The 26,529-nt window shown below is 58.9% G+C and carries 26 protein-coding genes and 4 tRNA genes; 11 read left to right on the top strand and 19 right to left on the bottom strand.

Annotation, left to right across the window (positions count from 1 at the left end):
- Positions 1-67 precede the first annotated feature (67 nt).
- Positions 68-340 (top strand): DUF2790 domain-containing protein, encoded by a 273-nt coding sequence (locus tag ACYZTX_RS06385; protein WP_462033380.1) that lies wholly within the window; start codon positions 68-70, stop codon positions 338-340.
- Here ACYZTX_RS06385 and ACYZTX_RS06380 read toward each other — a convergent pair.
- From ACYZTX_RS06380 to ACYZTX_RS06370, 3 genes are read right to left on the bottom strand one after another with little or no spacing between them, the layout of a single operon-like run.
- Positions 319-1,587, bottom strand: coding sequence for an OprD family porin (locus ACYZTX_RS06380; protein ID WP_462033379.1), 1,269 nt, complete (start codon positions 1,585-1,587; stop codon positions 319-321). The genes ACYZTX_RS06385 and ACYZTX_RS06380 overlap by 22 nt on opposite strands.
- A 17-nt stretch (positions 1,588-1,604) precedes the next feature.
- Positions 1,605-2,825, bottom strand: a complete 1,221-nt coding sequence (locus ACYZTX_RS06375) for a benzoate/H(+) symporter BenE family transporter (protein ID WP_462033378.1) — start codon at positions 2,823-2,825, stop codon at positions 1,605-1,607.
- On the bottom strand, positions 2,822-4,186 hold the full coding sequence (locus ACYZTX_RS06370; protein WP_462033377.1) for an aromatic acid/H+ symport family MFS transporter: 1,365 nt from the start codon (positions 4,184-4,186) through the stop codon (positions 2,822-2,824). The genes ACYZTX_RS06375 and ACYZTX_RS06370 overlap by 4 nt, the downstream gene beginning before the upstream one ends.
- 251 nt (positions 4,187-4,437) lie before the next feature.
- On the opposite strand from ACYZTX_RS06370, the gene ACYZTX_RS06365 reads away from it, so the two are divergent.
- From ACYZTX_RS06365 to ACYZTX_RS06345, 5 genes are all read left to right on the top strand, one after another.
- Positions 4,438-5,064, top strand: coding sequence for a DUF1780 domain-containing protein (locus ACYZTX_RS06365; RefSeq protein ID WP_008154887.1), 627 nt, complete (start codon positions 4,438-4,440; stop codon positions 5,062-5,064).
- Positions 5,061-5,588, top strand: coding sequence for an MOSC domain-containing protein (locus ACYZTX_RS06360; RefSeq protein ID WP_462033376.1), 528 nt, complete (start codon positions 5,061-5,063; stop codon positions 5,586-5,588). Before ACYZTX_RS06365 ends, ACYZTX_RS06360 begins: the two co-directional genes overlap by 4 nt.
- 52 nt (positions 5,589-5,640) lie before the next feature.
- The gene (locus tag ACYZTX_RS06355) at positions 5,641-5,814 is read left to right on the top strand and encodes a DUF3094 domain-containing protein (protein ID WP_462033375.1); all 174 of its coding nucleotides are present in this window, start codon (positions 5,641-5,643) and stop codon (positions 5,812-5,814) included.
- A 60-nt stretch (positions 5,815-5,874) separates the two neighbouring features.
- Positions 5,875-7,173, top strand: a complete 1,299-nt coding sequence (locus ACYZTX_RS06350) for an NAD(P)/FAD-dependent oxidoreductase (RefSeq protein ID WP_462033374.1) — start codon at positions 5,875-5,877, stop codon at positions 7,171-7,173.
- Positions 7,174-7,491: 318 nt separating this feature from the next.
- Entirely contained in the window at positions 7,492-7,890 is a 399-nt protein-coding gene (locus ACYZTX_RS06345; RefSeq protein ID WP_462033373.1) for an HvfA family oxazolone/thioamide-modified RiPP metallophore, read from the top strand.
- A 111-nt stretch (positions 7,891-8,001) separates the two neighbouring features.
- Here ACYZTX_RS06345 and ACYZTX_RS06340 read toward each other — a convergent pair.
- The 7 genes from ACYZTX_RS06340 to rluD form a co-directional block, all read right to left on the bottom strand.
- Positions 8,002-8,078, bottom strand: a tRNA-Pro gene (locus tag ACYZTX_RS06340).
- Positions 8,079-8,174: 96 nt separating this feature from the next.
- Positions 8,175-8,250 (bottom strand) — tRNA-Lys (locus ACYZTX_RS06335).
- A gap of 5 nt (positions 8,251-8,255) precedes the next feature.
- Positions 8,256-8,332: transfer RNA gene (locus tag ACYZTX_RS06330), tRNA-Pro, on the bottom strand.
- A gap of 9 nt (positions 8,333-8,341) precedes the next feature.
- Positions 8,342-8,417 (bottom strand) — tRNA-Asn (locus ACYZTX_RS06325).
- Positions 8,418-8,714: 297 nt separating this feature from the next.
- A complete protein-coding gene (clpB, locus tag ACYZTX_RS06320) occupies positions 8,715-11,279 on the bottom strand; it encodes an ATP-dependent chaperone ClpB (RefSeq protein ID WP_462033372.1) in 2,565 nt (854 codons plus the stop codon).
- Positions 11,280-11,409: 130 nt separating this feature from the next.
- Complete coding sequence (gene pgeF, locus ACYZTX_RS06315) at positions 11,410-12,135, bottom strand: peptidoglycan editing factor PgeF (protein WP_462033371.1); 726 nt, start codon at positions 12,133-12,135, stop codon at positions 11,410-11,412.
- Positions 12,132-13,094, bottom strand: a complete 963-nt coding sequence (gene rluD, locus ACYZTX_RS06310) for a 23S rRNA pseudouridine(1911/1915/1917) synthase RluD (RefSeq protein WP_046048807.1) — start codon at positions 13,092-13,094, stop codon at positions 12,132-12,134. Before rluD ends, pgeF begins: the two co-directional genes overlap by 4 nt.
- 151 nt (positions 13,095-13,245) lie before the next feature.
- Between rluD and ACYZTX_RS06305 the strand changes: the two genes are divergently transcribed.
- The 4 genes from ACYZTX_RS06305 (at position 13,246) to ACYZTX_RS06290 (ending at position 17,546) form a co-directional block, all read left to right on the top strand.
- Complete coding sequence (locus tag ACYZTX_RS06305; RefSeq protein ID WP_462033370.1) at positions 13,246-14,268, top strand: outer membrane protein assembly factor BamD; 1,023 nt, start codon at positions 13,246-13,248, stop codon at positions 14,266-14,268.
- A gap of 122 nt (positions 14,269-14,390) precedes the next feature.
- Positions 14,391-14,624, top strand: a complete 234-nt coding sequence (locus tag ACYZTX_RS06300; protein WP_462033369.1) for a PP0621 family protein — start codon at positions 14,391-14,393, stop codon at positions 14,622-14,624.
- A complete protein-coding gene (locus ACYZTX_RS06295; protein WP_462033368.1) occupies positions 14,614-16,203 on the top strand; it encodes a sensor histidine kinase in 1,590 nt (529 codons plus the stop codon). The genes ACYZTX_RS06300 and ACYZTX_RS06295 overlap by 11 nt, the downstream gene beginning before the upstream one ends.
- Positions 16,204-16,205: 2 nt before the next feature.
- The gene (locus ACYZTX_RS06290; RefSeq protein WP_462033367.1) at positions 16,206-17,546 is read left to right on the top strand and encodes a sigma-54-dependent transcriptional regulator; all 1,341 of its coding nucleotides are present in this window, start codon (positions 16,206-16,208) and stop codon (positions 17,544-17,546) included.
- Positions 17,547-17,549: 3 nt separating this feature from the next.
- Here the strand turns inward: ACYZTX_RS06290 and thiO are convergent, their stop codons facing one another.
- From thiO to ACYZTX_RS06255, 7 genes are read right to left on the bottom strand one after another with little or no spacing between them, the layout of a single operon-like run.
- Complete coding sequence (gene thiO, locus ACYZTX_RS06285; protein ID WP_462033366.1) at positions 17,550-18,650, bottom strand: glycine oxidase ThiO; 1,101 nt, start codon at positions 18,648-18,650, stop codon at positions 17,550-17,552.
- Between the two features lie 57 nt (positions 18,651-18,707).
- Positions 18,708-19,103 carry a type IV pilin protein gene (locus tag ACYZTX_RS06280; RefSeq protein WP_462033365.1) on the bottom strand — a complete coding sequence of 132 codons (396 nt, stop codon included), beginning with the start codon at positions 19,101-19,103 and terminating at the stop codon, positions 18,708-18,710.
- Between the two features lie 14 nt (positions 19,104-19,117).
- The gene (locus tag ACYZTX_RS06275) at positions 19,118-22,234 is read right to left on the bottom strand and encodes a pilus assembly protein (protein WP_462033364.1); all 3,117 of its coding nucleotides are present in this window, start codon (positions 22,232-22,234) and stop codon (positions 19,118-19,120) included.
- Complete coding sequence (locus ACYZTX_RS06270; protein WP_462033363.1) at positions 22,221-22,703, bottom strand: pilus assembly PilX family protein; 483 nt, start codon at positions 22,701-22,703, stop codon at positions 22,221-22,223. Before ACYZTX_RS06270 ends, ACYZTX_RS06275 begins: the two co-directional genes overlap by 14 nt.
- 11 nt (positions 22,704-22,714) lie before the next feature.
- A complete protein-coding gene (locus ACYZTX_RS06265; RefSeq protein ID WP_462033362.1) occupies positions 22,715-23,425 on the bottom strand; it encodes a PilW family protein in 711 nt (236 codons plus the stop codon).
- Positions 23,422-23,871, bottom strand: coding sequence for a type IV pilus modification protein PilV (gene pilV, locus ACYZTX_RS06260; protein ID WP_462033361.1), 450 nt, complete (start codon positions 23,869-23,871; stop codon positions 23,422-23,424). The genes ACYZTX_RS06265 and pilV overlap by 4 nt, the downstream gene beginning before the upstream one ends.
- Entirely contained in the window at positions 23,868-24,341 is a 474-nt protein-coding gene (locus ACYZTX_RS06255) for a GspH/FimT family pseudopilin (RefSeq protein WP_462033360.1), read from the bottom strand. The genes pilV and ACYZTX_RS06255 overlap by 4 nt, the downstream gene beginning before the upstream one ends.
- A 131-nt stretch (positions 24,342-24,472) precedes the next feature.
- Between ACYZTX_RS06255 and ACYZTX_RS06250 the strand changes: the two genes are divergently transcribed.
- Complete coding sequence (locus ACYZTX_RS06250) at positions 24,473-25,030, top strand: GspH/FimT family pseudopilin (protein ID WP_462033359.1); 558 nt, start codon at positions 24,473-24,475, stop codon at positions 25,028-25,030.
- On the opposite strand, the gene ispH is transcribed toward ACYZTX_RS06250, so the two are convergent.
- Together ispH and fkpB are read right to left on the bottom strand one after the other, a co-directional pair.
- Positions 24,999-25,946 (bottom strand): 4-hydroxy-3-methylbut-2-enyl diphosphate reductase, encoded by a 948-nt coding sequence (gene ispH, locus ACYZTX_RS06245; protein WP_462033358.1) that lies wholly within the window; start codon positions 25,944-25,946, stop codon positions 24,999-25,001. The genes ACYZTX_RS06250 and ispH overlap by 32 nt on opposite strands.
- 144 nt (positions 25,947-26,090) lie before the next feature.
- Positions 26,091-26,528, bottom strand: coding sequence for an FKBP-type peptidyl-prolyl cis-trans isomerase (gene fkpB, locus ACYZTX_RS06240; protein ID WP_462036994.1), 438 nt, complete (start codon positions 26,526-26,528; stop codon positions 26,091-26,093).
- Position 26,529 lies beyond the last annotated feature (1 nt).

Here is a 26,529-nt window from a genome sequence, read left to right as displayed (position 1 = left end):
GGCCCCTTTATCGGTCGCGGGCAAAGACTAGAATTCAGGTATCGGAATCAACACGGAGCATGGAAAAATGAAAGCCCTGATCAGCCTGTTTCTGACCGTTGTCGCCACCTCGGCCATGGCCGCCGGCAACGAGCCAGCCGCCACCCGTTACAACCCGGCACAGCCGCTGGACATCGCCGAAGTGGTTTCAGTGACAGACACCGCAACAGCCTGCGACGTTGTGCCAGCCACCATGGTCTACATCGATCACCAGGGCCAGACCCATCGCGTGACGTATCAGGTGATGGGTAACTGCATGAGCAATCTGTCATCGCTGCTTCATAGCAACGTCCACGTATAGCTGAGGATCAAACGGTTCTCGTCGATATCACTGCGGTAGTTTGAGCGCGCCATCACGTTGCGCACGCGAATCCCGAGGCCTTTGAGGCTGCCACTCTGCAGCACATAGCCGAGATCGAGATCACGCTCGCGATCCTTTCCTTCGAACCCTTGCCCGGTATCGACATTGTTGCCGGTGATGTAGCGCACGGTACTGGTCAGCCCCGGCACGCCAAGCGCCGCGAAATCGTAGTCGTAACGCGCCTGCCAGGAGCGCTCATCGGTGTAAGCGAACTCGTAGGTCGGCACCTCGTTGCCCAGCGGTGAGATGTTGGCAAACACTCGCGGGAAGGCGCTGTCGCCGAACATGCCCTGATAGCCGACATAAAACGTGTGGCCGCCGCGCTTGGCCGACAGCAAGGAGAAGAACGCCTGGTTGTCGATGTTGCCGAGCAATTTTTTGCCATCTTCGCGCGAATCGTAATAACCAAGGTTGGCACCCAGGGTCCAGTTGCCCAACGGCTGGCTGTGCTTGAGGCCGAGAAAGCGCTGGTTGTAGATATCTTCCAGTTGCCCGAACCAGGCGCTGACCGAGCTGCGTTTATCGTTGAAGGCGTAATCGGCACCGGCAAAGTTGAAGCCATCACTGCTGACCTGACGTTGCGGCACATGACCGAGCATGGCTTGCATCTTTTCGTCGCCGGCCTCGTTGCGCAGGCTGGTCGAATTCAAGTGGCCGCCCTGCACAGTCAGGCCATTGATCTCGTTCGAGCTGATGCTTGCGCCCTGATAGCTGGGCGGCAGCAGCCGGATATCGCTGAAAGCCAGTACCGGCAGATTGGGTTGCAGCTCTCCCACCTTCAGTTCGGTTTTGGAGTAACGCACCTTCAACGCGCCCTCCAGTCGGCTGTAATCATTCGCCGCGCGCCCGTCATCCTGCACCGGCAGCAATCCGGTATTAACCCGGTCCGGGCTGCTGTCGAGTTTGAGGCCGAGCAGGCCAATGACATCCACACCAAAACCGACGGGGCCCTGGGTGTACCCGGATTTGACGTTGAGGATGAAGCCCTGTGCCCACTCTTCGGCCTTCGACTGTTTGTTCGCACCGACGATGTCGGAAAAGTCCCGGCTGAAGTAGTAATTGCGTGCTTGTAAGGTGGCCGTGGTGTCTTCGATGAAGCCGCCCTCGGCCGCCATCGCACCCGCAGAGAAACTTGAGACGACAGCCATGGACAACACTGAACCGGTTGTTGGAAGAATCTGTTTCATCGTTTTTTCTCTTGTTTTTATTGATCGACAGGTTGAAGCGCTTCAGCCGCAGCGGATTTGCTGCGAGGAACGGGACGACGGGCGTTTAACAACAAGTGGGTGACCATGCCGAAAATCAGTCCCCAAAAAGCTGCGGACAAACCAAACAACGACATGCCCGACGCGGTGGTCAGAAAGGTCACCAACGCGGCTTCGCGATCACTCGGCACGGCCATTGCGCCGGCCAGCGCCCCGGCAATCGCGGCGAACAGCGCCAGCCCGGCCAAGGCCGCGATCAGTTCTTTGGGGAACGCCGAAAACAGTGAAACCAGGGTGGCACCGAAGACCCCCAGCACCAGGTAACACAGCCCACCCACAACCCCGGCCACATAACGTTTGCCGGGATTTTCATGGGCTTCGCGCCCGGTACAAATCGCCGCGGTGATTGCCGCCAGATTCAGCCCGTGACAACCGAACGGTGCCAACAGCGCCGTGCCCAACGCACTGCTGGCGATGATCGGGCTTGCCGGCGTTTGATATCCGCTGACACGCAGCACCGCCATGCCGGGCACAAACTGGCCGGTCAGCGCCACCATCACCAGCGGCAAGGCGATATTCAGGGTCGCGCTCAGGCTGAACGCAGGGGTGATCCACACCGGTGTGGCCAAACCGATCACCAACGCTTCGCTGTGCAAATCACCGGAGAAAAAGGCGATGGAACACCCCACCAGCAGCACCATCACCACCGCATAACGCGGCATCAGCCGTTTGCAGATCAGGTACGTGGCGAACATCGCCAGCACCAGCAACGGCTTGCCCTGCAACGAGACGAATAACCCGGTGCCAAAGCTGAACAGAATCCCCGCCAGCATGGCCGCCGCAATCGCCGCGGGCAGTTTGCTGATGATCCGGTCAAATGCGCCTGAAACCCCGACCAGGAAAATAATCAGGCTGCTGACCAGATACGCACCCACGGCCTCCGGCATGGAGATCCCCGGCAACAGCGCCACCAGCAACGCCGAGCCCGGCGCCGACCACGCGATGATCACCGGGACGCGGTAACGCAGGCTCAGACCGATGCCGAGCACGGCGCTGCCGATGGAGATCGCCCAGACCCAGGACGACAACACCTCCCGCGAGAGGTGCGCGGTCTCGGCAGCCTGAAAGATGATCACCAAAGGGCCGGCGTAGGAAATCACCGTGGCGATAAATCCCGCGACTGCCGCAGACAGGGAAAAGTCCTGGAATAACGTTTTCATGAAGCCCCGCCGACAGCCCCGTCAGGCGATCCGTGCAAGCCCGGCAATTGTTGTTTGGCACTGCGCCGACTGCTGATGGCGAACACGGTCATGGCAATCGCGGCCACCGCACCGGGCAAGGCAAACGCCATGAAATTAAGTTGCAGCGGCAGACTGATCCCCAGCAACGCACCGCCCAGCAGCGGGCCGACGATGGCGCCGTTGCGCCCGATGCCCGACGCCCAGCCCAAACCGGTGGAGCGAATGGTCATGGAGTAGAACTGCGCGGCGCAGGCGTACAACAGAATCTGCGAGCCGATAGTGGTGGCGCCGGCAATGGCGATCAGCAGGTACAACAGCGGCATCGGGCTATTAAATCCCAGCAAGGTGATCGATACCGCCGCCACGGCGAAGAACACCGCCAACACCCGCGGCAGGTTGAGTTTGTCCCCCAGCACACCGCCGCCGACCGCGCCGAAAATGGCACCGAAGTTGAGCACCAGCAGGAACGACAAACTCGAGCCCAGGCTGTAACCGGCGTTGGCCATCAGTTTTGGCAGCCAGGAACTCAAGGCGTAGACCATCAGCAGGCAGCAGAAGAACGCCAGCCACAGCATCAGCGTGCGCAGCGCACGCCCCTCGCGGAACAGTTGCAGCACCGGGGTGCCGGTGCCCTTCACTTCGCTCATGTGCAACTGATCGCTGGCGTGTGCGACGTACGCCGGATCAATCCGTTCCAGAATCTTGCGCGCCTCTTCATTGCGCCCCTGACGCAGCATGAAACCCACCGACTCGGGCAGGAAGTACATGATCAATGGCAACAACAGCAACGGCAGCACCGCCACGTAAAACACCGATTGCCAGCCAAAACTCGGGATCAGCACGATACCGAGCCCCGCCGAGAGCATCCCGCCCACCGAATAGCCGCTGAACATGATCGCCACCAGCGTGCTGCGGATCTTCTTCGGCGCGTACTCATTCATCAGCGCCACGACGTTAGGCATCACCCCGCCGATGCCGAGCCCGGCAATGAACCGGCAGAGGCCAAACTCGGTGGGGTTGCGGGCAAAACCATTGAGCACGGTAAACCCGCTGAAGAGCATCACGCAGATCGTAATGGCTTTTTTGCGGCCGATCCTGTCCGACAGCGGGCCGAAAAACAGCGCACCGAACATCATGCCGAACAGTGCATAACTGCCCAGTGCGCCCGCCTGCAGGGGACTGAGCCCCCACTCTTTCATCAGCATCGGCAGCACCACGCCGTAGATCACCAAATCGTAACCGTCGAAGATGATGATCAGTGCACACCAGAACAGCACCATCCAGTGGAAGCGGTTGAATCGTGCGTTGTCGATAACCTCATGTACGTCAATCTTGCGCATGGCATCTATCTCTTGTTGTTGTTTTTTTAGAGCGTCGGTAGCACGGCTCACGTCCGTACAGCCGAGGGTAAGGTCGCCAGGCACGGGGCAATATCCGCTTTGCGCAGATCGCTATCCGTTTTGTGCATGGCCCTGAACCGGGCGCGGGATGAGGATTGTCGCGGACAGGGGACACGGCAAATCCGGCAGTTCTGACCTTCCCCGATAAACTGTCTTCTTCGCGATCGCATTTGAACGCTAAGCTTGGGCCTATGGATGACTCAGATTATTTACGCCTGCTGACCATCGCGGCCGAGCAAGCCAACGCGTTCCTGTCCAATGCCCGCAAATGGGAGCGTGAGCGTTGGGTTTGCCAGCGCCTGCTGCAAGGCCTGAACATTCCCTATCGCGCCGACGAATTCGCCCCGGCCGGGGAGCCGCCGGACGTGCTGTTTCGTGACGCCAGTTTCGAAGTGTTTTTCGTACTTGATGAAGGCCGACGCCTCAACGACGAATGGCGCGATGAGCTGCAACGCCGGCGCAGCGCGTTTTCCCTGAGTTCGCTGGTACGCCGCGAGGCCAAGCCCCGGCGCATTCCGGCCAATGAATTCTTGCTGAGACTGGCGCCGACCTTGCGCAAAAAAGCGCACAACTACAAAGAACGTGGCATGGACCTGGGCGAACTGGACATCATTGCCTTCGCCAGCCTCAAGCGCGAAGTGCTGGACCTCAACAGCCATTTCCCGCCGCCGACCGAATACCTGCGCCAGGGTTGGCGCTCGTTGTCGCTGGTCGGCCCGACCTTCGCCCGCGTGCTGTTCGCGCACCCGGATGCGCCGGATTTCCTGCGCAGCAACCTGGGCCGCAGTATTGTTTTCGACGTCGGGATCAGCCTGTGAGTCCGCTGCAGGCATTAATCGCCGAAGTCCCGCAAACCGGCCGCGTGCGCTGGATCGGTGTGCGCCCGGAACCTCATGTGCCGATGATCGAACTTGACGCCGTGGAGGCGCGACTTGAAGCCGGCCTGACTGGCGATCGAGCGCGCCCTGGCGTACGTAACGCGCGGCAGGTGACGTTGATTCAGTGGGAGCATCTGGCGGTGATCAGTTCGCTGATGGGCCGCCCGCACGATAAACCGGTATTGCCTAATGATTTGCGGCGCAACCTCGTTATCAGCGGTATCAACCTGTTCAGCCTCAAGGGTCGTCGCTTCCGCATCGGCCAGGCGATTTTCGAAACCACCGGTTGGTGCCAGCCGTGCGCACGCCTGCAAAACAACCTCGGCCCCGGGACGTTTCAGGCCGTTCGCGGACATGGCGGAATCACGGCCCGAGTGCTACAAGGTGGAATCATTCGCCTGGACGACACGGTGAGCGTCGAGCCTGTTCCAGCCAGCGGCTATGCTCCGTTCAACGTTCGTTAAATCAGCCTGTAGCTTCTACACATTCAGCAACGTCTACCTGACGAGGCCCAATATGACCAGCCGCCTGAACCCCGAAGACCAAAAGCATGTCGAAGAGTACCTGCACCTGTCCCAGCACCGAGTCGAGCGCCGGCCTTTCCGGCCGTGGATGCTCCTGGTGGTGGTGTTGGCAGTGACCATTGGTTTAGGCCTGTTGAGCCGACTTATCAGTTACCTGACGCTATGAGCTGCCTCGCGCTCGCTCGGGTAATTGCACCGATTTCTTTTAGCCTTGCGAGATATCCCCATGACTCATCGTATTGTCATCGTTGGCGGCGGCGCCGGCGGTCTGGAGTTGGCTACCCGTCTGGGTAAGACTCTGGGCAAGCGCGGCACGGCCAGTGTAATGCTGGTCGACGCGAACCTGACCCACATCTGGAAACCGCTGTTGCATGAAGTGGCGGCCGGGTCGCTGAACTCTTCCGAAGACGAACTCAACTATGTTGCCCAGGCGAAATGGAACCACTTCGAGTTCCAGCTGGGGCGCATGAGCGGGCTTGATCGCGCACAGAAGAAAATCCAGCTGGCTGCCACCTACGACGAAGCGGGCATTGAATTGGTCCCGGCGCGCGAAGTGGGTTACGACTCGCTGGTGATCGCGGTCGGCAGCACCACCAACGATTTCGGTACTCAGGGCGCGGCGCAACACTGCCTGTTCCTCGACACCCGCAAACAGGCCGAGCGTTTCCATCAACAATTGCTCAACCACTACCTGCGCGCGCACGCCGGGCAGACCGACAAGGTCGAGCAGATCAGCGTCGCCATCGTCGGTGCCGGTGCCACCGGGGTCGAACTGGCTGCCGAACTGCACAACGCCGCCCATGAACTGGCGGCGTACGGCCTGGACCGGATCAAACCGGAAAACATGCACATCACCTTGATCGAAGCCGGGCCACGGGTGTTGCCAGCGCTGCCGGAACGTATCGGCGGCCCTGTGCATAAAACCCTGGAGAAGCTTGGGGTCAACGTCATGACCAATGCCGCCGTCAGTGAAGTGACGGCCGACAGCCTGATTACCGCCGATGGCAAAGTCATCAACGCCAGCCTGAAAGTCTGGGCGGCCGGGATTCGTGCACCGGGGTTCCTCAAGGACATCGATGGTTTGGAGACCAACCGGATCAATCAGCTGCAAGTGCTGCCGACCCTGCAAACCACCCGCGACGAGAACATCTTCGCCTTCGGTGACTGCGCGGCCTGCCCGCAGCCAGGCACCGATCGCAATGTTCCGCCACGCGCCCAGGCGGCGCATCAGCAGGCTTCATTGCTGGCCAAATCGCTGAAACTGCGGATCGAAGGCAAGCCTTTGCCTACGTATAAATACACCGACTACGGCTCGCTGATCTCGCTGTCGCGTTTTTCGGCTGTGGGTAACTTGATGGGCAACCTCACGGGCAGCGTAATGCTCGAAGGCTGGCTGGCGCGGATGTTTTACGTGTCGCTGTATCGCATGCACCAGATGGCGCTGTATGGCGCGTTTCGTACGGCGATGCTGATGCTGGGCAGCAAGATCGGGCGCGGGACTGAGCCTCGCCTCAAACTGCACTGACACACATCCACTGTGGGAGCGGGCTTGCTCGCGAAGGCGGCTTAACAGTCAACACTGATGTTGAATGTTATGGCCTCTTCGCGAGCAAGCCCGCTCCCACATTTGCTCTCCATCGATCTGCAGATCTGTGTCTCACTGTATCTCCCCCCGCGATTTCCCCCTTCGCTTACAAACTCCCCCTTGCGCGACACAGTAGCGATACACCTCGCCCTTTAAATGGCCACATCCGAGCAAGGCAACTCGCCCGCTACGGTTATCGCCGCACTCACGTGGCGTCCTTTATCGAACGGTTGTGTCGTGCAACCCAGGAGTATTGAAATGTCCCGTACCACCAAAAACACTATTGGTCTGCTCGGCGCTGTTTTGGCCGGTGGCATGATGTTGTCCGGCTCTGTGTTCGCCTCGCAACCACTGACCCAAGGCTACCTGCTGGCCTCGGCCGAACAGGTGGTGAAAACCCCTGAAGGTAAATGTGGCGAAGGCAAGTGTGGCGATGCGTCGATGGCAAAAACCGACACTGATGGCGACGGCAAGGTATCCCGTGCCGAATTTCAGAAAGTCGCGCCGAAATCCAATTTCGACAAGATCGACACCAACCATGACGACTTCATCGACGAGCAAGAGGCTTTCGATAACGTGAAAGCCAACTTCGAAGCCAATGGCAAGAAAATGCCAAAAGGCCTGTTCGAGCATTTGAAAGACCAAGACGGCGCCTGAGTTTCTGAGATCCAGGCCGCGCTTCTCCGTCGAGAAGCGCGGTTTTTGTGTGTGTGTGTTTCCAGCAGACAAAAAAAATCCCCGTATCTTTCGATACGAGGATTTTTAATATGGTCGGGGTAAGGGGATTCGAACTCCTGACATCCTGCTCCCAAAGCAGGCGCGCTACCGGACTGCGCTATACCCCGGTAAAAAAAAGGCGACCTTCACAAGTCGCCTTCTTCGATCAGTGCTTTTGGCCTCTGATCTTAAGATCTGATCCCAGCGTTAACTGGTTTCAAAAATGGTGGGTCGTGTGGGATTCGAACCTACGACCAATTGGTTAAAAGCCAACTGCTCTACCAACTGAGCTAACGACCCAAAAATGGTCGGGGTAAGGGGATTCGAACTCCTGACATCCTGCTCCCAAAGCAGGCGCGCTACCGGACTGCGCTATACCCCGGCTTGAAATTGGCTCCGTGACCAGGACTCGAACCTGGGACCCAATGATTAACAGTCATTTGCTCTACCGACTGAGCTATCACGGAACTACATATTCAATTTACAACTGTGAAGCTTGCTTCACCTCTTCGACCCGTTCGCATCGCTGCGTTCGTGTGTCTGAGGCGCGCTATTCTACAATCTTAAGCACCTCTGTCAACCCCTTAAATTGCTTTCAAGTTAATGATTTGCAACTTATTTCAGATTCCTGCTTGGGGAGCAGAAACCCATCAGGGCGACTTACTGCGGGGCGCACTTTACAAGCCTTTTCCTTTCAGTTCAACAGCCTGGCGAAAAAAAGGCCTCGCAATGCGAGGCCTCGTAAGTTTTGCTGCCGCCGTGGATCAGACGAATACGATTTCGTCGTTTTCCACGACACCTTTCGCGGTGTCGCCGGGCAGGAAACGACCGGACAGAATCAGCTGCGCCAGCGGGTTCTCGATCCAGCGCTGGATCGCTCGCTTGAGCGGCCGTGCGCCGTAAACCGGGTCGTAACCCACCGCGATCAGCTTATCCATGGCCTCAGGGCTGAGATCAAGCTTCAGCTCGCGCTCGGTCAGGCGACTGCGCAGACGACCCAACTGGATCTCGGTAATGCCCGCGATCTGATCCCGAGCCAACGGTTCGAAGATCACCACTTCGTCGACCCGGTTGATGAACTCCGGTCGGAAGTGTGTGGAAATCGCGTCCATCACCGCCGCACGTTGCGCCTCACGATCACCGACCAGTTCCTGGATCTGCACCGAGCCCAGGTTGGAGGTCATGACGATCACGGTATTTTTGAAATCCACCGTGCGACCATGACTGTCGGTCAGTCGGCCATCTTCCAGCACTTGCAGCAAGATATTGAAGACGTCCGGGTGGGCCTTCTCGACCTCGTCCAGGAGGATCACCGAATAAGGCTTGCGACGCACCGCCTCGGTCAGGTAACCGCCCTCTTCATAGCCCACGTAGCCTGGTGGCGCGCCGATGAGTCGGGCCACGGAATGTTTCTCCATGAACTCGGACATGTCGATCCGCACCATCGCCTCTTCAGTATCAAAGAGGAACTCGGCCAGCGCCTTGCACAGTTCGGTTTTACCGACACCGGTCGGGCCGAGGAACATGAACGAACCGCTCGGGCGATTCGGATCGGACAACCCGGCACGAGAACGCCGCACTGCGTTGGAAACGGCAATGACCGCTTCGTCCTGGCCGATCACACGTTGGTGCAACAGGCTTTCCATCTTCATCAGCTTGTCGCGCTCGCCTTCGAGCATTTTCGACACCGGAATGCCAGTCCACTTGGACACCACTTCGGCGATCTCTTCTTCGGTCACCTTGCTGCGCAGTAACTGGTTTTCAGTTTTGCCATGCTGGTCGACCATTTGCAGGCTGCGCTCCAGGTCCGGGATGATCCCGTATTGCAGCTCGGCCATGCGGTTCAAGTCGCCTTTGCGACGGGCCGCTTCCAGCTCCTGACGGGACTGTTCGATTTTTTGCTGGATCTGCGCTGAACCCTGGACTTCGGCTTTTTCCGCGTTCCAGATTTCTTCCAGGTCCGAGTATTCACGCTCGAGACGGACGATTTCTTCCTGGAGTTTTTCCAGACGTTTTATGGCCGCTTCGTCGCTTTCTTTTTTCAGCGCCTGGGATTCCACCTTCAACTGAATCAGGCGGCGCTCAAGACGATCCAAAACTTCCGGTTTGGAGTCGATCTCCATGCGGATGCGGCTCGCCGCCTCATCGATCAGGTCGATGGCCTTGTCCGGTAGCTGGCGATCGGTAATGTAGCGGTGACTGAGCTTGGCCGCGGCGATGATCGCGCCGTCGGTGATCGCCACCTTGTGGTGAACCTCGTAACGCTCTTTCAGGCCACGCAGGATAGCGATGGTGTCTTCTTCGCTTGGCTCGTCCACCAAGACTTTCTGGAAACGCCGTTCGAGGGCTGCGTCCTTCTCTATATATTGGCGGTACTCGTTGAGCGTAGTTGCACCGACGCAGTGCAGCTCACCGCGAGCCAGCGCCGGTTTGAGCATATTGCCAGCATCCATCGAGCCTTCGCCTTTACCGGCGCCGACCATGGTGTGCAGTTCGTCGATGAACAGAATGATCTGCCCTTCCTGCTTCGACAGTTCGTTGAGCAGGGATTTGAGGCGCTCTTCGAATTCTCCACGGTATTTGGCACCGGCAATCAACGATCCCATGTCCAGGGACAACAGGCGCTTGCCTTTCAGTCCATCCGGCACTTCACCATTGATGATGCGCTGGGCCAGGCCTTCGGCGATGGCGGTTTTACCCACGCCAGGCTCACCGATCAGCACCGGGTTGTTCTTGGTACGGCGCTGCAGGACCTGAATGGTCCGACGAATTTCGTCGTCACGGCCGATCACTGGATCGAGCTTGCCTTCTTCGGCACGCTTGGTCAGGTCGACGGTGTATTTATCCAGCGCCTGGCGCGACTCTTCGTGGTTGGCGTCATTGACTGCTTCGCCACCACGCAAGTTATTGATTGCATTTTCCAGGGCTTTCTTGCTGACACCCTGGCCGAGCAACAATTTGCCGAGCTTGCTGTTCTCGTCCATGGCGGCGAGCAGCACCAGTTCGCTGGAGATAAACTGATCGCCCTTCTGCTGGGCCAGGCGATCGGCCTGGTTGAGCAGGCGCGCCAGGTCCTGCGACATGTTCACGTCGCCGGTCGGGTTCTGGATTTTCGGCAGTTGGTCGAGCTCTTTCGTCAGCTCTTTACGCAAGCTGTTGACGTCGAAACCGACCTGCATCAGCAGAGGTTTGATCGAACCACCCTGTTGCTCAAGCATGGCTTGCATCAAGTGCGCCGGCTCAATGCCGGGATGGTCAAGGCCGACGGCCAGAGATTGGGCGTCGGATAGAGCTAACTGCAATTTGCTGGTTAAACGATCTATGCGCATGGGTCACCTTCCTTTTGAGCAGGCCGGACCGATAAAACATCCTGAATGAAGAAACCTGCCAGATACCTCACTAGATGTGGTCAATTCTGGGAGTTTCAAGCGTCATGACGTTGATGCAGGTCAGGCAAGTCTAGCGTTCGAGCCAGATAAGGGAGGCAAACCGACCCGTTTGAGGACTGCGGCGGTAAGAAAAGAAACGTGGATCGGTCACGGTGCAGAAGCCGCCACCATAGACAGCAGTGACGCCACGAGCGGCCAGCCGTAAACGCGCCAGCTCATAGATGTCGGCCAAGAATTTGCCGGCGTTCTGACTCGGGGTGAAGGCTTTAGTGGCTTCAGGCAGTTGCTGGATGAAGACTTCACGCACTTCCGGGCCGACTTCAAAGGCTTGCGGGCCAATGGCCGGACCGAGCCAGACCAGCACCTCGGCAGGCGGCACGGCCAACGCGTCCAAAGTCGCTTCCAGCACACCCGCCGCCAATCCGCGCCAACCGGCGTGGGCCGCCGCTACGCGAGTGCCGGCACGGTCGCAAAACAATGCCGGCAGGCAATCAGCGGTCATCGCCGTGCAGGCAATACCGGGCGTTGCCGTCCAGCTGGCATCGGCAGTCGCCACCTGGCTTGGGTCTGCATGGGCCACGGCGATGCCGTGAACCTGCTTTAACCAGGCCGGTTGAATAGAGAAATGATCGGTGAGGCGACGGCGATTTTCGACAACGGCTTCGGGGCTGTCGTCGACGTGATCGCCGAGGTTGAGGCTGTCGAACGGCGCCAGACTGACGCCGCCCGCACGGGTGGTAACGCAGGCTTTCACCCCGGCAGGCGCAGGCCAGTCGGGAATCAGCCAGTCACTCATCCGATGAACGCCTCACGGTCTTGCTTGAGCAGCGTCAGCAACCAGACGAAATCGTCCGGAAGTGGCGATTCCCAGCTCATGCGTTTACCGGTGGTCGGGTGATCCAGCTCCAGGAACCGCGCATGCAGCGCCTGACGCGGGAACGCCTTCAATGATTCGATCATGGTCACACTGGCTGCCGGCGGAATGCGGAAACGACCGCCATAGGCAGGATCTCCGACCAACGGGAAGTTGATGTGAGCCATGTGCACACGAATCTGGTGCGTACGACCGGTTTCCAGCTTCACCCGCACGTGAGTGTGGGAGCGGAAACGCTCAAGTACGCGGTAATGGCTGACGGCTTGCTTGCCACCTTCCATAACCGCCATGCGCTGGCGTTGCTGACCGTGACGACCAATCGGCGCGTTGATCTTGCCGCCGGCAGTCACCACACCGATCACGATGCACTCGTAGATCCGGCTTACGCTACGGCTCTGCAATTGCGTGACAAGCTGTGTCTGCGCTTGAATGGTCTTGGCCACCACCATCAGACCGGTGGTGTCCTTGTCCAGGCGGTGCACGATACCGGCGCGGGGCACATTGATGATGTCCGGCACGTGGTGCAGCAAGGCATTGAGCAAGGTGCCATCGGCGTGACCGGCGGCAGGATGCACCACCAGTCCCGCAGGTTTGTTGATCACCAGGATGTCGTCATCTTCATAGACGATGTCCAGTTCGATGTCTTGAGCGATCCATTCGCCCTGAGCTTCCTGCTCGGCAGTGAGCTCAAGAATGGCGCCACCATGAACGATGTCTCGCGGGCGGATAACCGCCCCATCCACAGTCAGGCGGCCGTCTTTGATCCAGGCGGAAAGGCGCGAGCGCGAGTGCTCAGCGAATAATTGTGCGGCGACTTGATCGAGGCGTTGGCCGCCCAATTCGGACGGCACCTCTGCGCGAAGTTCAATTTTATCGGACATGCTCGGACTAGGCGTCGGCACAGCCTTTGGTTTCGGCTGCGCGCTTGTGGTTAAATACGGCGTCTTTTGCCCCGAGGCTATTCAACGGGGCGCTCATCATAACAGGACGGCCCCGCCCAAGACAGCGGCCGTCATAGGGACGCAAGCCGCCATGCAAGTGAAACACCTGCTGCTGATCGCCATCCTCGCATTGACCGCTGCTTGCTCATCGAAGGAAGTCGTAGACGAAAACCTGAGCGAAGTCGAGCTGTACCAGCAGGCTCAGCACGATCTGGACAACAATAGCTACACCGCCGCCACAGCCAAGCTGAAGGCGCTGGAGTCACGTTATCCGTTCGGTCGCTACGCCGATCAGGCTCAACTCGAGCTCATTTACGCCAACTACAAGAACACCGAGCCTGAAGCTGCGAAGTCCGCTGCCGAGCGCTTCATTCGCCTGCACCCGCAGCACCCGAATGTGGATTACGCGTATTACCTCAAGGGCCTGACTTCTTTCGACCAGGACGTCGGCCTGCTGTCGCGCTTCCTGCCGTTGGACATGACCAAGCGTGACCCGGGTGCCGCTCGCGACTCCTACAACGAGTTCGCCCAGCTGACCAGCCGCTTCCCTAACAGTCGCTACTCGCCGGACGCCAAGCAGCGCATGATCTACCTGCGCAACCTGCTGGCGGCCTACGAAATTCACGTTGCCGACTATTACCTGACCCGTCAGGCCTATGTCGCTGCCGCGAACCGTGGTCGTTACGTGGTGGAAAACTTCCAGGAAACCCCTTCGGTCGGTGACGGCCTGGCGGTGATGACAGAGGCCTACCAGCGTTTGCACCTCGACGATCTGGCCAACACCAGCCTCGAAACCCTGAAGCTCAACTACCCCAACCATCCAACCCTGGTCGACGGTCAGTTCAAACCTTCAGTAGACGAAGCCGACAACCGTTCGTGGTTGAGCAAAGCGACCCTGGGCCTGATCGAATCCCGTCCACCGCTGCCGCCAGGCGAAACCCGCGCCAACCAGGACGTGCAGAAGCAGTTCCAGGACGCCAAGGACGCGATTCCTAGCGATCTCAAGCCTAAAGATGCAGATGGCGATGTGATCGAGGAAGAGGAACACGAAGCGGAAGGCACCAACAGCGACCGCTCGTGGTTCAGCTACATGACCTTCGGCGTGTTTGACTGACACGTCGGACGGTAAATAAAGGAGCCTTTCGAGGCTCCTTTTTTATGGGCTCGATTATTACGCTGTGCGCTGGTCATGTCCTTGGCTAAACTGGCTAATCACTCGTCAAATAGCAGCTCATCATGCTTCGTTTACTGTTCTGGATCGCCCTGATTGCCGCTGCGGTATGGTTCTGGCGCAAATTCAAGAGATCGTCTACAAATCCCAAGTCCTCCGCCGAGCTGGAAGCGGCCCCGATGGTCCGCTGCGCCCATTGCGGCGTACACCTGCCCCGCGACCGCGCGCTGAGCCTTCAACAACAGTGGTATTGCAGCCAGGCTCACCTTGAGCAAGGCCCGGGCTCCAGTGATCGCTGAGACGTCCAGTCCCGGCAGCAGACAGGCCCTGCGACTGCTGCGCCTCTATCATCTTTACCGTTTAAGCGTCGGCATCACCCTGGTGCTGCTGATCGCCAGCGACATGGACAACCAGCTGCTGACGTTTGCCCATGACGACCTGCTGCTCAGTGGCAGCTGGGTGTACCTGGTGCTGAATATTCTGCTGGTGGTGTTCTTCGAGAACACCCGGCGCCCGGCGCAACTGTTCAGCCTGGCGCTGACTGACGTCCTGCTGCTGTGCGGTCTGTTCTACGCCGCCGGCGGTGTGGCCAGTGCCATCGGCAACCTGCTGATCGTATCGGTAGCCATCAGCAACACCTTGTTGCGAGGGCGCATCGGCCTGTTGATTGCCGCCGTCGGCGCGCTCGGCATCGTGGGGCTGAGCTTCCTCCTGAGTTTCAGCCATCCCGCTACCCCCAATGATTACTTGCAAGCCGGTACGCTCGGCGCCCTGTGTTTTGCTGCGGCATTGCTGGTGCAAGGGCTGATCAGACGCCTGGAAGTCAGCGAAACCCTGGCCGAACAACGGGCCAGCGAAGTTGTCGGCCTCGAAGCCCTCAACGCGCTGATCCTGCAACGCATGCGTACCGGCATCCTGGTACTCGACGATCAGCGGCGGGTTCAACTGGCCAACCACAGCGCCTTGAACCTGTTAGGCAGGGAAAATCTTGAAGGCCAATTGATCGACGACTATTCACCCAACCTGGTCGAACGCCTTCAATTGTGGCTCAACAACCCGACGCTGCGACCTCAGAGCCTGAAAGTCGCCAGCAGTGGCCTGGAGTTGCAACCGAGCTTCATTGCCCTGGACCAAAGCCCACACCACCAGACCCTGGTCTTTCTCGAAGACCTCGCGCAAATCGCCCAGCAGGCCCAACAACTGAAGCTGGCCGCCCTCGGTCACCTGACTGCCGGTATCGCCCATGAAATCCGCAATCCACTGGGCGCCATTAGTCATGCCGCGCAACTATTGCAAGAATCAGAGGAACTCAACAGTGCGGATCGACGTCTGACACAGATTATTCAAGACCACTCTCAGCGAATGAATCGGGTAATCGAAAACGTCCTGCAACTGTCCCGCCGCCAGCAAACCGTGGCGCAACGGCTCGATCTGAAGCCGTGGCTGGAGCAGTTCGTCAACGAAACCCGCGAGGGGGCGACCGAGCATCAGCAGATTCATCTGCGCATCGGCTCAGGAGACTTCAAAACCCTGATGGACCCCAACCAGCTGACCCAGATTCTCGACAATCTGTTGCGCAACGCCTGGCGCCATAGCGCCTTGAATCACGATCCGGCGCAGGTCTGGCTCGAGTTATTTGTCGACCCGGACAGCCAGCTGCCGATCCTCGAGGTCCTGGACAATGGCCCTGGCGTGGCACTGGAGCATCAAGCGCACTTGTTCGAACCGTTCTTCACCACGAGCACCCAAGGCACCGGCCTTGGGCTTTATCTGTCCCGTGAGCTGTGCGAAAGCAACCAGGCCCGCCTAGACTTCAAACCACGCCAAGGCGGCGGCTGCTTTCGCATCACCTTTGCTCACGGACGGAAACAAAGTTGAACATGAGCCCACAGCAAAAAGTCCTGATCGTCGATGACGAACCGGATATCCGCGAACTCCTGGAAATCACCCTGGGACGGATGAAACTCGACACCTTCAGTGCCCGCAACCTCGGCGAGGCCCAGGCCCTGCTGACGCGGGAGACGTTCGACCTGTGCCTGACCGATATGCGCCTGCCGGACGGCACCGGCCTTGAGCTGGTGCAATACATCCAGCAACGCCACCCACAAGTACCGGTGGCAATGATCACCGCTTACGGCAGCCTGGATACCGCAATCAACGCCCTCAAAGCCGGCGCGTTTGACTTCCTGACCAAACCGGTGGACCTGACCCGCCTGCGGGAGCTGGTCAGCAGCGCGCTGCGTTTACCTGCGTCGGGTGGCACCGGCATCGCCATCGAACGCCGACTGCTGGGTGACTCACTGCCCATGCGCGCCTTGCGCAAACACATCGACAAACTGGCCCGCAGCCAGGCGCCGGTGTACGTCAGCGGCGAATCCGGCAGCGGCAAGGAATTGGTCGCACGACTGATCCATGAGCAAGGACCGCGCGCCCGCCAACCGTTTATCCCTATCAACTGCGGGGCGATTCCGTCTGAATTGATGGAGAGCGAATTTTTCGGCCATCGCAAAGGCAGCTTCAGCGGTGCCATCGAAGACAAACCCGGACTGTTCCAGGCCGCCCATGGCGGCACCCTGTTCCTCGACGAAGTGGCGGATTTGCCGCTGGCGATGCAGGTCAAGCTGCTACGGGCAATCCAGGAAAAAGCCGTTCGCGGTGTCGGCGAGCAGCAGGAAACCGTGGTTGATGTACGCATCCTTTGCGCCACCCACAAAGACCTCGACGCCGAAGTCGCCGCCGAACGCTTTCGCCAGGATTTGTACTACCGGTTGAACGTGATCGAACTACGGGTGCCGCCCTTGCGCGAACGCCGTGACGACATCGAATCACTCGCCAGCCATGTGCTCAAACGCCTGGCTATCAGCACTGGCCAACCCGCCGCAAAACTCCACCCGGAGGCGCTTGACGCGCTGAAAAGGTATCGCTTCCCCGGCAACGTGCGGGAACTGGAGAACGTGCTCGAACGGGCTCACACATTGTGCGAAAACAAGCAGATCGAGGCCAGTGACCTGCGACTGGCCGAAGGCAACTGCAACCCGGAAGGTGGTGTGCCGGACCTGACGCAAATCGACAACCTGGAAGACTACCTGGAAAACGTCGAACGCAAACTGATCCTCCAGGCTCTGGAAGAAACCCGCTGGAACCGCACGGCGGCGGCTCAGCGGCTGAGTCTTTCATTCAGGTCGATGCGCTACAGGCTCAAAAAACTGGGACTCGATTGAGTCTCAGATCCGTCCAGCCGGCGCATACGGTGCCGGATCAATGATCGGCTCACGCCCCAGCATCACATCCGCAAACAACTGACACGACGCTGGCGCCAGCACCAAACCGTTGCGGTAATGCCCGCAATTGAGCCAAAGCCCATCGAACCCTGGCACCCGACCGATGTAGGGAATGCCTTCCGGCGAGCCCGGTCGCAACCCGGCCCAGTGCCCCACGACCTCGGCATCCGCCAGTGCCGGAATCAACTCCACCGCCGACGCCCTCAAACTTTCCAGGGCCGCTTCGGTCGGTGTCTTGTCGAAACCTTCGTGTTCCAACGTACTGCCAATCAGAATGTGCCCGTCGCGCCGAGGAATTGCATAACGCCCCTTGGCCAGAACCATGCTCGGCAGGAAATCCGCGGCGCATTTGTAGAGAATCATCTGCCCTTTCACTGGCTCGACCGGCAGGTCCAGGCCCAGGATTTTAAGTAAATCACCGCTCCAGGCACCCGCGGTCAGAACCACCTGATCGCCATGAACAGCTCCCGCTGAGGTCTGCACCCCAACCACCGAAGCGCCTTCATGGATAAACCCGCTGACTTCACACTGCTCATGAATCGTCACGTTCGGCAGTGCAAGCAACGCCGCCTTGAGGGACTTCACCAGCCGCGGATTACGTACATTGGCCACATCGGCCATGTAGATCGCCCGGGAAAAACCCGCGCCCAATACCGGCACCGCATCATGAGCCGCCGAAATATCCACAGCCCGCAACGGACGGTTTTCCCGCTCGGCCCAGGCCAGGGCCTCAGCCTCATCATCCAGATCCAGCCAGTACAACCCGGTGGTATGCACTTCAGGATCGACACCGGTGGCTGCAAACAATCGCTCGCCCAACTGTGGATAAAAGTCCTGGGACCAATGCGCCAGCGCGGTAACCGCCGGGCTGTAGCGCCACGGGTAGAGCGGCGAAACGATACCGCCACCGGCCCAGGACGATTCCTGACCAACGTTCGAGCGATCCAGCAGCACAACGCTTTGCACTTCGGACGCGAGGTTGAACGCTGTCAGCAGGCCAATCACGCCGCCGCCGACAATCACCACTTGCTGTTGCCTGGTCATGTTCTGATCCAACGATTAATAGACAGAGGACGCAGAAAAGGCGCCCGAAAAAGGAACTCAGCGACCCCAGCAATCCTTGGTCGTGGCCGTCGCATTGACCATGCTTCTGACGCCAGTGTTGGTGATGGTGAAATCACCGCATTTGTCAGCTGCCATAGCCTTGCCGGCCTTGCGCACGGCCGTCAGCAGGAAGGTCTGGTCGGTCAGGGTCTGGGTAATGGTGTAAAAGTCATTGCCGGCACTCAGGCCTGCGACGTTGGTGTAGACGTTGTTCTTCGAATAGAAACGCTCGAGGATTTGCGCCTGTTCGGAGAGCAGCCCGGCCACTTCCGTTCGACGGCCCTTTTTTACGTACTCGGTAAGGCTCGGGTAGCCAATGGTGATAACGATCCCGATGATCGCTATCACGATCATGATTTCGATCAGGGTAAAACCTCGGTTGGATCTGCGCATGCCTCAACTCTCACTTACTGTATTTGTCGCCACATGATGCGACGGTTGACACCACCGCCGGGCTTTTCCACCAGCGAGTTCACGCCGCCACCGGAGTCGCTCACGATCTTGCGGGACGCATTGTTGACTATCGCGTTGAGCGTCGGAATACCACCGGTGAAAATCACCCCGCTGGAAATCGAATCCGCGATGTCGACCAGCCCGTCGCCATTGGTGTCGAGCACCGCGTAGTTGAGCATCTTACCGCTGAATGCATCCAGCTCGACCAGTTTGCCGGTACCGGAACTGGCGCAAGGATCGGTGGTGTCCACGCTGGCCGTGGTAAACACGATCCGGCCGGACACCAGATTGGCCTGATTGATCACCCGCTCACCAGTCAACACGTTGTTGTAAACCAATGGCAGATACCAGCCCTTCTTTGCCGGATAGGTCACCTCATTCTGGCTGGTGGTGATGAATTGTCCGCTGCTGCCCGAGAACACACCGGTCACCGCTTGGACCTGCAAACTGGACGTTGTGATTTGTCCGGAGCCACCTTCCGCATCCCACACTGCATAGAACGCCTGGAGGTCTTTGTTGCTCTTGTCGGCCGTCTCGTTGAATTTACCGGTGCCGAAAAACACTACTTTCCCTCCCAACGAATTGTCCGCCAGCAATGGTTGCGCGGTGATCGGCTGGGTGACGCCACCCGCGGTGGTAAACAGCGGTTTGCGGGAAAACGCCAGGTCCCACGATTCCGGGGCGGTAGCGCTCAAATCAAACTTCCACATCCGCCCCTTCAAATCGCCGCCATAAGCGGCCTGCACCACATTCTGCGAATTGACCCGAAGTTTTACCGATGACAAGCCGTTGGTAGTTTCGGCGCCGTCGATCACTATTTTCTTGATCAGCGAGCCGTCACGAACATCGACCACGTACAACGCTGCCACCCCGGAGTTGCTGCCATAACCGTTGGAGATGAATGCGGCCCATCGACCGTCGGCCAAGCGTGCCACTTCCGGTCGTGCGTAGGCATAACCCAGATCATTGAAAACGTTCGCCGTATTTGCTGTGGACGGTGCGCTGATCTCCCACAACGCCTTGGTCACGTTACCGGCCGAGGCATCGAACAACTGCAACGCGTAGAAGGTCCTGCCCCCCGCCCCTGTTCCACCCAATGCCAGGGTCTTCCAGGCGCTGTTGAGTTGCGCATCGAATACCGCGACCTGACCGTCAACCAGAAACTTGTGGCTGACGCCGTTGATGTAATTGGTGTCGGCGATCAAACGCAGCGAAGGCAACACACTGGAAGGCATGTAGGCATAACGCCTGATACCGTCGGCCGAGTTGACGACGTTCACAAAACCGTCGTTGGCGTTCACCACCAGGCTGGCATTCATGTTGGCGGCTTTGATGGCCAGGTAGGTGCTGTAAGTAGTGTCCCCCACCAGATCGGACGCGGTTTGGTCCGTGGGCGCGGCCAGCACGAGTGGCGAATTGATAATGTCGCCGAGCAACACGCTACGCGCTTTCAACCCGGTTTTGTTGGTGCCCTTGCTCCACTCCACCAGATCGCTGCCCGTGATCCCGATGGGCAAGTTCTGGCTGAGGGAAGTCTGCTGGGCCGGGGAAAAATTGCCGTAGGCCAGAGTGACAGCGGCGTTGGTCAGGGTGTTCCAGGACTGGTAGGTCGGCGCAGTAGCACCGGGCACGATAGTGGTATCGGTCGTCCATAGCACCGCGGCCATGTTAACCGCGCCTGCCGATGTGAAGCCAAGGGATTTGATGGTGCCCCGCCAGTCCTTGGGGTCGTAGGTGGTCTGGAAGTAGGTTGAGTTGCTCGCAAGAGTGGTGCCGCTGGCAACGCCGCTGCCACCTGAGCCGGCCTTGGCGGTTAGGTCGCTCAAGGCTGCAGCCAGTGCACTGATGAGTTCCGCGCTATCGCTCGCCTGGTAGTACTGGCCCTGTCCGTAGGTCGCCGCATCCGACAACATCTGGTTAGCGACGGCAAAACCCACGGTGTAGGTGTTCATGTTCTGCTTGGGAAAATCCACCTCGTTCCAGCTTTTACCCGCGGCATCTGTCCCTGTGGAGCGCATGTCGATGTCGAAGACGAACTTGGCGATGTCATCCAGGTACAGGGTGTCGCCCTCATCGTCGCCGGAGAGGTTGGCGCCATCGTTATTGCTGATCCCGTCCCAGTTCGGTAACCGGCTGCCACCCAGCGGATCGCTGGTCGGAAAGGTTCGGTCGTAGGTCGGCAGACCATCGGTAATCACCACCCCATAATTTTTCTGGCAACGGTACTGAATCGGACTGGTATAGGTTGTGGGCGTCGAGTTGTTGTATGGCGCCATGCCACGGAAATAGCGGGTGATTTCGTAATAGGCTTCTGCCAGCGGTGTATTGGCTTCCGCGCTCAGTTCATCGATCGCGTCGATCAGTGCGTTGTAGTTGGTATTGGCCTGAGCCTGGGTCACTGTGCCGCTGACCGCTGACATATCACTGACCGAACGGGCAATGTAACCGCCGTCATTCTTGTGGTTGCCGACCGCCAGATTGAACGTCGACAGGCCGATGCGCAGCGCGCGGTTGCCGGCCACCAACATCTTGGAAACGTTGCGCGCCACGTTCATCCGGTAATCATTGGGGATCGAGCCATCAGTGAAATCCCGATCTGAATTGTTGGCCAGATTTATCAGATAGGACAAATAATTTGCCGTATACCGCGTGTCCTCGCTCCCCACCGGATCGGGAAGTTTGAGGCAAAGCGAATCCGGACCGGAAGAGCTGTTATAAAAACCGTACCATCCTTTCGAACATTTTCCTCGAGTCAAACTCGACAAAGCAATATTGGTATCGGTCATATCAAGCTCGCGGCCTTTCGCGCACGAACCATTCGAGAGGCAAATAGTCACTGTGGGGCGTGCGACCGTCGGGTCGAAGCCTGCCGCCCAGATAATGTTGTTCATACTCCCCGAGTCGTCGAGTAACAGCATCACATTGGGTGCGACGGCGGCGGCGCTCAACAGCGGCGAATCCGAGGGCGTGAAGGCGTAAGTCGGCGCTGCCAAATAAAGACTCAACGCCGCGCCGTAGAGCAGCTGCAACAACCAACGGCGCCAGCCTGTGCGGGCCTCAGAACTTCGCATAAATACTCTCCACCACACTGCGAACGTTGTTGCCCACGATGGCCACGGCGGTCACCCGGTACAGCGTCGCCGAGGTATTGCTCGGCACATTCACGGCGTTCAACGTGGTGCCGATGTTTTGCACCCCGTAGAAACCATTGCCGGCTGCGATCCAGGTGACACCCGACGTGGAGTTGAACCCGGCTGCAGTGATCAACGATGACTCGACCGGCGGCGCGCATTGAGTGGTGCCGCTGCAAACCGGCAATGCGTAGGTATCCAGTTGCACCGCGCTTTCGCCGATGCGCAGCGCGGCTTCGGCGCCCTGGAACGACTGGTTGCGCAGGGTCACACTGGTGGCCATTTTTTCCTGCAGGGTAGCGTTTTGCATCGATGAAAGGCCGATCAGAGTCAGCAACAGAAGAAACACCAGGCTGACCAGCAGTGCCATGCCGCGCTGGGAGTGAGGGGGCTCGGTAGAAATACTCATCGGCCCTCCCCTCATGGCAAGCGGTTGCGCAGAGCGGCAACCACGTAAAAGGTTTGATTGCTTACCCGGTTGTTCGGGTCGGTGAGAGTCAACGTCAGGCGTACGCTGCGGATTCGGGCAGGTTCCGACGGATTGCTGCTGTAACTGGAGGTGGACGCATCGGTAGCCGAACTGGCAAGACCGAAGCTCACGTTGAAGGCACTGACGTTGTCGACCAGCACCGCTTGGGTAGGCGTGGTGCCGCTTCCCATCGTTAGCTGATTGTTCTTAAGGCTGTAAACCAGTCGCCGAATCGGAAACGCCAACTGTCCCGATGCGGGAGCCTGCAAATTTGAATAAGCCGTCGCCGTGTTTCGACAATCAGAGACCACCGTCCAGGTCGGCGTACCACCACCTGCTCCCACATCGGCGGTCACCAAGGTCAGCTTGAGATTGGCATTGTCCCAACTGATCGGCGTTACCTGGCTGGCATTGAAAATCCCCCCGGCGCTTGCGTCAGTGATCGTTCCCAGACAACCAAACATCCCCACCATGCGAATTTCCTGAATCATTTTGCTCAGCACAAAGCGAGCATCTTCCTGCATGTTGGCCGACAGGTTTTGGCTGACGTAGGTGTTCTTGGCCGCAATGAAAATCTGCGTCACACCGAGCACGACGACCAGGCTCAACGCCAGGGCGATCAGCATTTCGATCAGGCCGAAACCTCGATTGAGCCGGTTCATGGCGTCGTCACCGGATCGACGGCGGCGCGACTGGTCAGCACTAAGCTGCGACGGGAATTGGCGGTGTTGGCAGCCCGCGAGTCGTCCCAAGTGACGGTGATGGTGTACACCCGCTGATTGAGGGTGACGCTCCCGGTGGCGGTGGTGCCGAGTAAATTGACGATATTGGTGGTGAAATCGTAGAGGTCCTGATCCCGGGCGACGCTCATGTTTGCCGACGTCGGCGGCGTGACGGTGTAATCGGCAGCGGAGTTGGCGCGAATGCGGTCCATCATGTCGTAGGCGATAAAACTGGCCTGGCTGGTCATCCGCGAGCTGTCAGTGTACTTCAGCGCATTGAGCTGAATCGCCGCCGCCCCCAACAGTCCAACACCCAGAATCAACAACGCAACCAAGACTTCGATCAGCGTCATGCCCTCCTGTGCACGTTTGCTCCATCCCCTCATCCGCAACTTCCACCCAATAGAATTCGTCCGTTCAAACACACATTCAGCGTCCTGCTTTGCGCCCCCAGTACATAGCTGAACACGACCGCCGTGGACGGTGCCGACAACCCGCCCAGATTGTTGAAATCGATGGCGGTCACTCCTGAGGTTAGCGTCAGAGTCGCCCCGCTGCTCATCGCTGGAACAACCCGCAATACTTTGGCCAATTTGCCAGTACCGTCATAGACCGACAGATCCCCGGTCCAGGCACCGCCTTCCGCCGTTGGCCGAACCCGGGTCGTGACACCCCGATTGATCGCCTCGATTCGGGCGAAATTCAGAACCCGTTGCAGATCGCCGATTTCGGTGTCGGCGTTGGTGATTTGCACCGAACGGGTAAATGCCGGTACGGCCAGAGTGATCAGGACCAGAAACACCGCGAGCGCGACCAGCAACTCGATCAGCGTGAAACCTTTTGTACGATGATCCATCGGTGCCCTCCGTTGCCGTCGGCTATACCTGCTTCTACACGCTAGAACATTCGACCGGCAGATGTTCGGTTGTTTTGCCTTTACTCGCGCAGGGATCGCGCGGGCCGCAGCACTCCAGGGAGGGAGATGACATGCATCAGCGAGGTTTCAGCCTGATCGAACTGCTCATGGGACTGGCAATTGTCGGGATTGTTCTGCAGTTGGTCAGTCCGGCGTTTGCAGCACTGACTGAGTCGAACCATCGCGAGCAGGTGGCGCAGTTGCTGATCGGCGGTATACGCAACGCCAGAACCGTTGCCATCACACGCAATCAGAGCGTCGTGATTCACGGCATCAACGGCGACTGGGGTCAGGGCTGGCGGATCATTCTGGATATCAGTGGTAAAGGGGCGGAGGACAACAGCAATCCGCTGCTGGTTGAGCGTGCGAGTGGCGTTCGGGTGCCGATTGTCGGCAACTGGCCGGTCAGGCGATACATACGTTTCAACAGTATTGGCGAGCCACAGATGCCCGGACGAGCCTTCCAGGCAGGGACATTGCACATTTGTGCAACCCACGAACCGGTCACTCAGCTCCAGGTGGTGCTGGCCGCGACCGGCCGCGTCAGTCTGCGCAGCCATAAGGCTGAGCAGGCGCTATGCCCAGGGGGCAAAAGCGTTAAAGCAGCGAGCGGACGCGCAACTCTTTAGGCATGGAGAAGGTGATGTTCTCCTCGCGACCGGCCAGTTCATCAGCACCGGTAGCGCCCCACGCATGCAACTGCTGGATCACGCCACGCACCAGGACTTCTGGCGCGGAGGCACCGGCGGTGATGCCGATTCGCTCGACGCCCTCGAACCAGCTCTTTTGCAGGTCTTCGGCCCCGTCGATCAGGTAGGCCGGGGTGGCCATGCGCTCGGCCAGTTCACGCAAGCGATTGGAGTTGGAGCTGTTCGGGCTGCCGACCACCAGCACCACGTCGCATTCGTCAGCCAGTTGCTTGACCGCATCCTGACGGTTTTGCGTGGCGTAGCAGATGTCGTCCTTACGCGGGCCACCGATCGCCGGGAAGCGCGTACGCAGTGCGTCGATGACGCGGCTGGTATCGTCCATGGACAGGGTGGTCTGGGTCACGAAAGCCAGTTTTTCAGGGTTGTTCACCTGCAAGGCGGCGACGTCTTTCTCGTCTTCGACCAGATAGATCGCGCCACCGTTGCTGCCATCGTACTGGCCCATGGTGCCTTCGACTTCCGGGTGACCGGCGTGGCCGATGAGGATGCATTCACGGCCGTCGCGGCTGTAGCGCGCCACTTCGATGTGCACCTTGGTCACCAGCGGACAGGTAGCGTCGAACACTTTCAGGCCACGACCGGCGGCTTCGGTACGTACGGCCTGGGAAACGCCGTGGGCACTGAAGATCACGATGACGTCATCGGGCACCTGATCCAGTTCCTCGACGAAGATCGCTCCGCGAGCGCGCAGGTCTTCGACGACGAATTTGTTGTGGACCACTTCGTGGCGCACGTAGATCGGCGGCCCGAAGACTTCCAGGGCACGGTTGACGATTTCGATCGCCCGGTCCACACCGGCGCAGAAGCCACGGGGGTTGGCGAGTTTGATTTGCATGCTGTGCCTCGTGTCTTGCGCGCGAAAAATAACGAACCCAATGAATAACTATTGTAGGAGCGAGCCTGCTCGCGAAAGCGGTGCGTCAGTCAACATTGATGTTGGATGTGATGGCCCTTTCGCGAGCAGGCTCGCTCCCACAGGTTACAGCGATTTGACTTCGAAGATCTCGACGTCAAATGTCAATGTCTTGCCGGCCAGCGGGTGGTTGAAGTCGATGGTCACTTGCTCGTCATCGAATTCCTTCACTACACCGGGCAACTCAGTATTCGCCGCATCGTTAAAGATCACCAGCAAGCCAGGCGACAGTTCCATGTCCTTGAACTGCGAGCGCGGGATGATCTGTACGTTCTGCGGGTTGGGTTGACCAAACGCGTTTTCCGGCTGAATCGTCAGCGTACGCTTGTCGCCAGCCTTGAAGCCGAACAGCGCAGCTTCGAAACCTGGCAACAGGTTGCCGTCACCGACCTTGAAGGTCGCCGGGGCTTTGTCGAAGGTGCTGTCGACGGTGTCGCCGTTCTCCAGGCGCAGTGCAAAGTGCAAGGTGACTTCCGTGTTCTGGCGGATGCGTTGCTCAGCCAAT

The organism is Pseudomonas sp. MDT1-17 (assembly GCF_054898105.1).
This window is presented reverse-complemented; position numbering and strand designations above follow the sequence as displayed.

Excerpts from the sequence above, each read along its gene's own strand:
- ACYZTX_RS06300 (WP_462033369.1), top strand. The coding sequence starts at position 14,391 with ATGCTTCGTTTACTGTTCTGGATCGCCCTGATTGCCGCTGCGGTATGG.
- pgeF (WP_462033371.1), bottom strand. The coding sequence starts at position 12,135 with ATGAGTGACTGGCTGATTCCCGACTGGCCTGCGCCTGCCGGGGTGAAA.
- ACYZTX_RS06345 (WP_462033373.1), top strand. The coding sequence starts at position 7,492 with ATGTCCCGTACCACCAAAAACACTATTGGTCTGCTCGGCGCTGTTTTG.
- ACYZTX_RS06365 (WP_008154887.1), top strand. The coding sequence starts at position 4,438 with ATGGATGACTCAGATTATTTACGCCTGCTGACCATCGCGGCCGAGCAA.
- ispH (WP_462033358.1), bottom strand. The coding sequence starts at position 25,946 with ATGCAAATCAAACTCGCCAACCCCCGTGGCTTCTGCGCCGGTGTGGAC.
- rluD (WP_046048807.1), bottom strand. The coding sequence starts at position 13,094 with ATGTCCGATAAAATTGAACTTCGCGCAGAGGTGCCGTCCGAATTGGGC.
- ACYZTX_RS06355 (WP_462033375.1), top strand. The coding sequence starts at position 5,641 with ATGACCAGCCGCCTGAACCCCGAAGACCAAAAGCATGTCGAAGAGTAC.
- ACYZTX_RS06270 (WP_462033363.1), bottom strand. The coding sequence starts at position 22,703 with ATGAGTATTTCTACCGAGCCCCCTCACTCCCAGCGCGGCATGGCACTG.
- clpB (WP_462033372.1), bottom strand. The coding sequence starts at position 11,279 with ATGCGCATAGATCGTTTAACCAGCAAATTGCAGTTAGCTCTATCCGAC.
- ACYZTX_RS06265 (WP_462033362.1), bottom strand. The coding sequence starts at position 23,425 with ATGAACCGGCTCAATCGAGGTTTCGGCCTGATCGAAATGCTGATCGCC.
- ACYZTX_RS06305 (WP_462033370.1), top strand. The coding sequence starts at position 13,246 with ATGCAAGTGAAACACCTGCTGCTGATCGCCATCCTCGCATTGACCGCT.
- pilV (WP_462033361.1), bottom strand. The coding sequence starts at position 23,871 with ATGAGGGGATGGAGCAAACGTGCACAGGAGGGCATGACGCTGATCGAA.
- ACYZTX_RS06290 (WP_462033367.1), top strand. The coding sequence starts at position 16,206 with ATGAGCCCACAGCAAAAAGTCCTGATCGTCGATGACGAACCGGATATC.
- ACYZTX_RS06350 (WP_462033374.1), top strand. The coding sequence starts at position 5,875 with ATGACTCATCGTATTGTCATCGTTGGCGGCGGCGCCGGCGGTCTGGAG.
- thiO (WP_462033366.1), bottom strand. The coding sequence starts at position 18,650 with ATGACCAGGCAACAGCAAGTGGTGATTGTCGGCGGCGGCGTGATTGGC.
- ACYZTX_RS06255 (WP_462033360.1), bottom strand. The coding sequence starts at position 24,341 with ATGGATCATCGTACAAAAGGTTTCACGCTGATCGAGTTGCTGGTCGCG.
- ACYZTX_RS06250 (WP_462033359.1), top strand. The coding sequence starts at position 24,473 with ATGCATCAGCGAGGTTTCAGCCTGATCGAACTGCTCATGGGACTGGCA.
- ACYZTX_RS06380 (WP_462033379.1), bottom strand. The coding sequence starts at position 1,587 with ATGAAACAGATTCTTCCAACAACCGGTTCAGTGTTGTCCATGGCTGTC.
- ACYZTX_RS06385 (WP_462033380.1), top strand. The coding sequence starts at position 68 with ATGAAAGCCCTGATCAGCCTGTTTCTGACCGTTGTCGCCACCTCGGCC.
- ACYZTX_RS06370 (WP_462033377.1), bottom strand. The coding sequence starts at position 4,186 with ATGCGCAAGATTGACGTACATGAGGTTATCGACAACGCACGATTCAAC.
- ACYZTX_RS06375 (WP_462033378.1), bottom strand. The coding sequence starts at position 2,825 with ATGAAAACGTTATTCCAGGACTTTTCCCTGTCTGCGGCAGTCGCGGGA.
- ACYZTX_RS06275 (WP_462033364.1), bottom strand. The coding sequence starts at position 22,234 with ATGCGAAGTTCTGAGGCCCGCACAGGCTGGCGCCGTTGGTTGTTGCAG.
- ACYZTX_RS06280 (WP_462033365.1), bottom strand. The coding sequence starts at position 19,103 with ATGCGCAGATCCAACCGAGGTTTTACCCTGATCGAAATCATGATCGTG.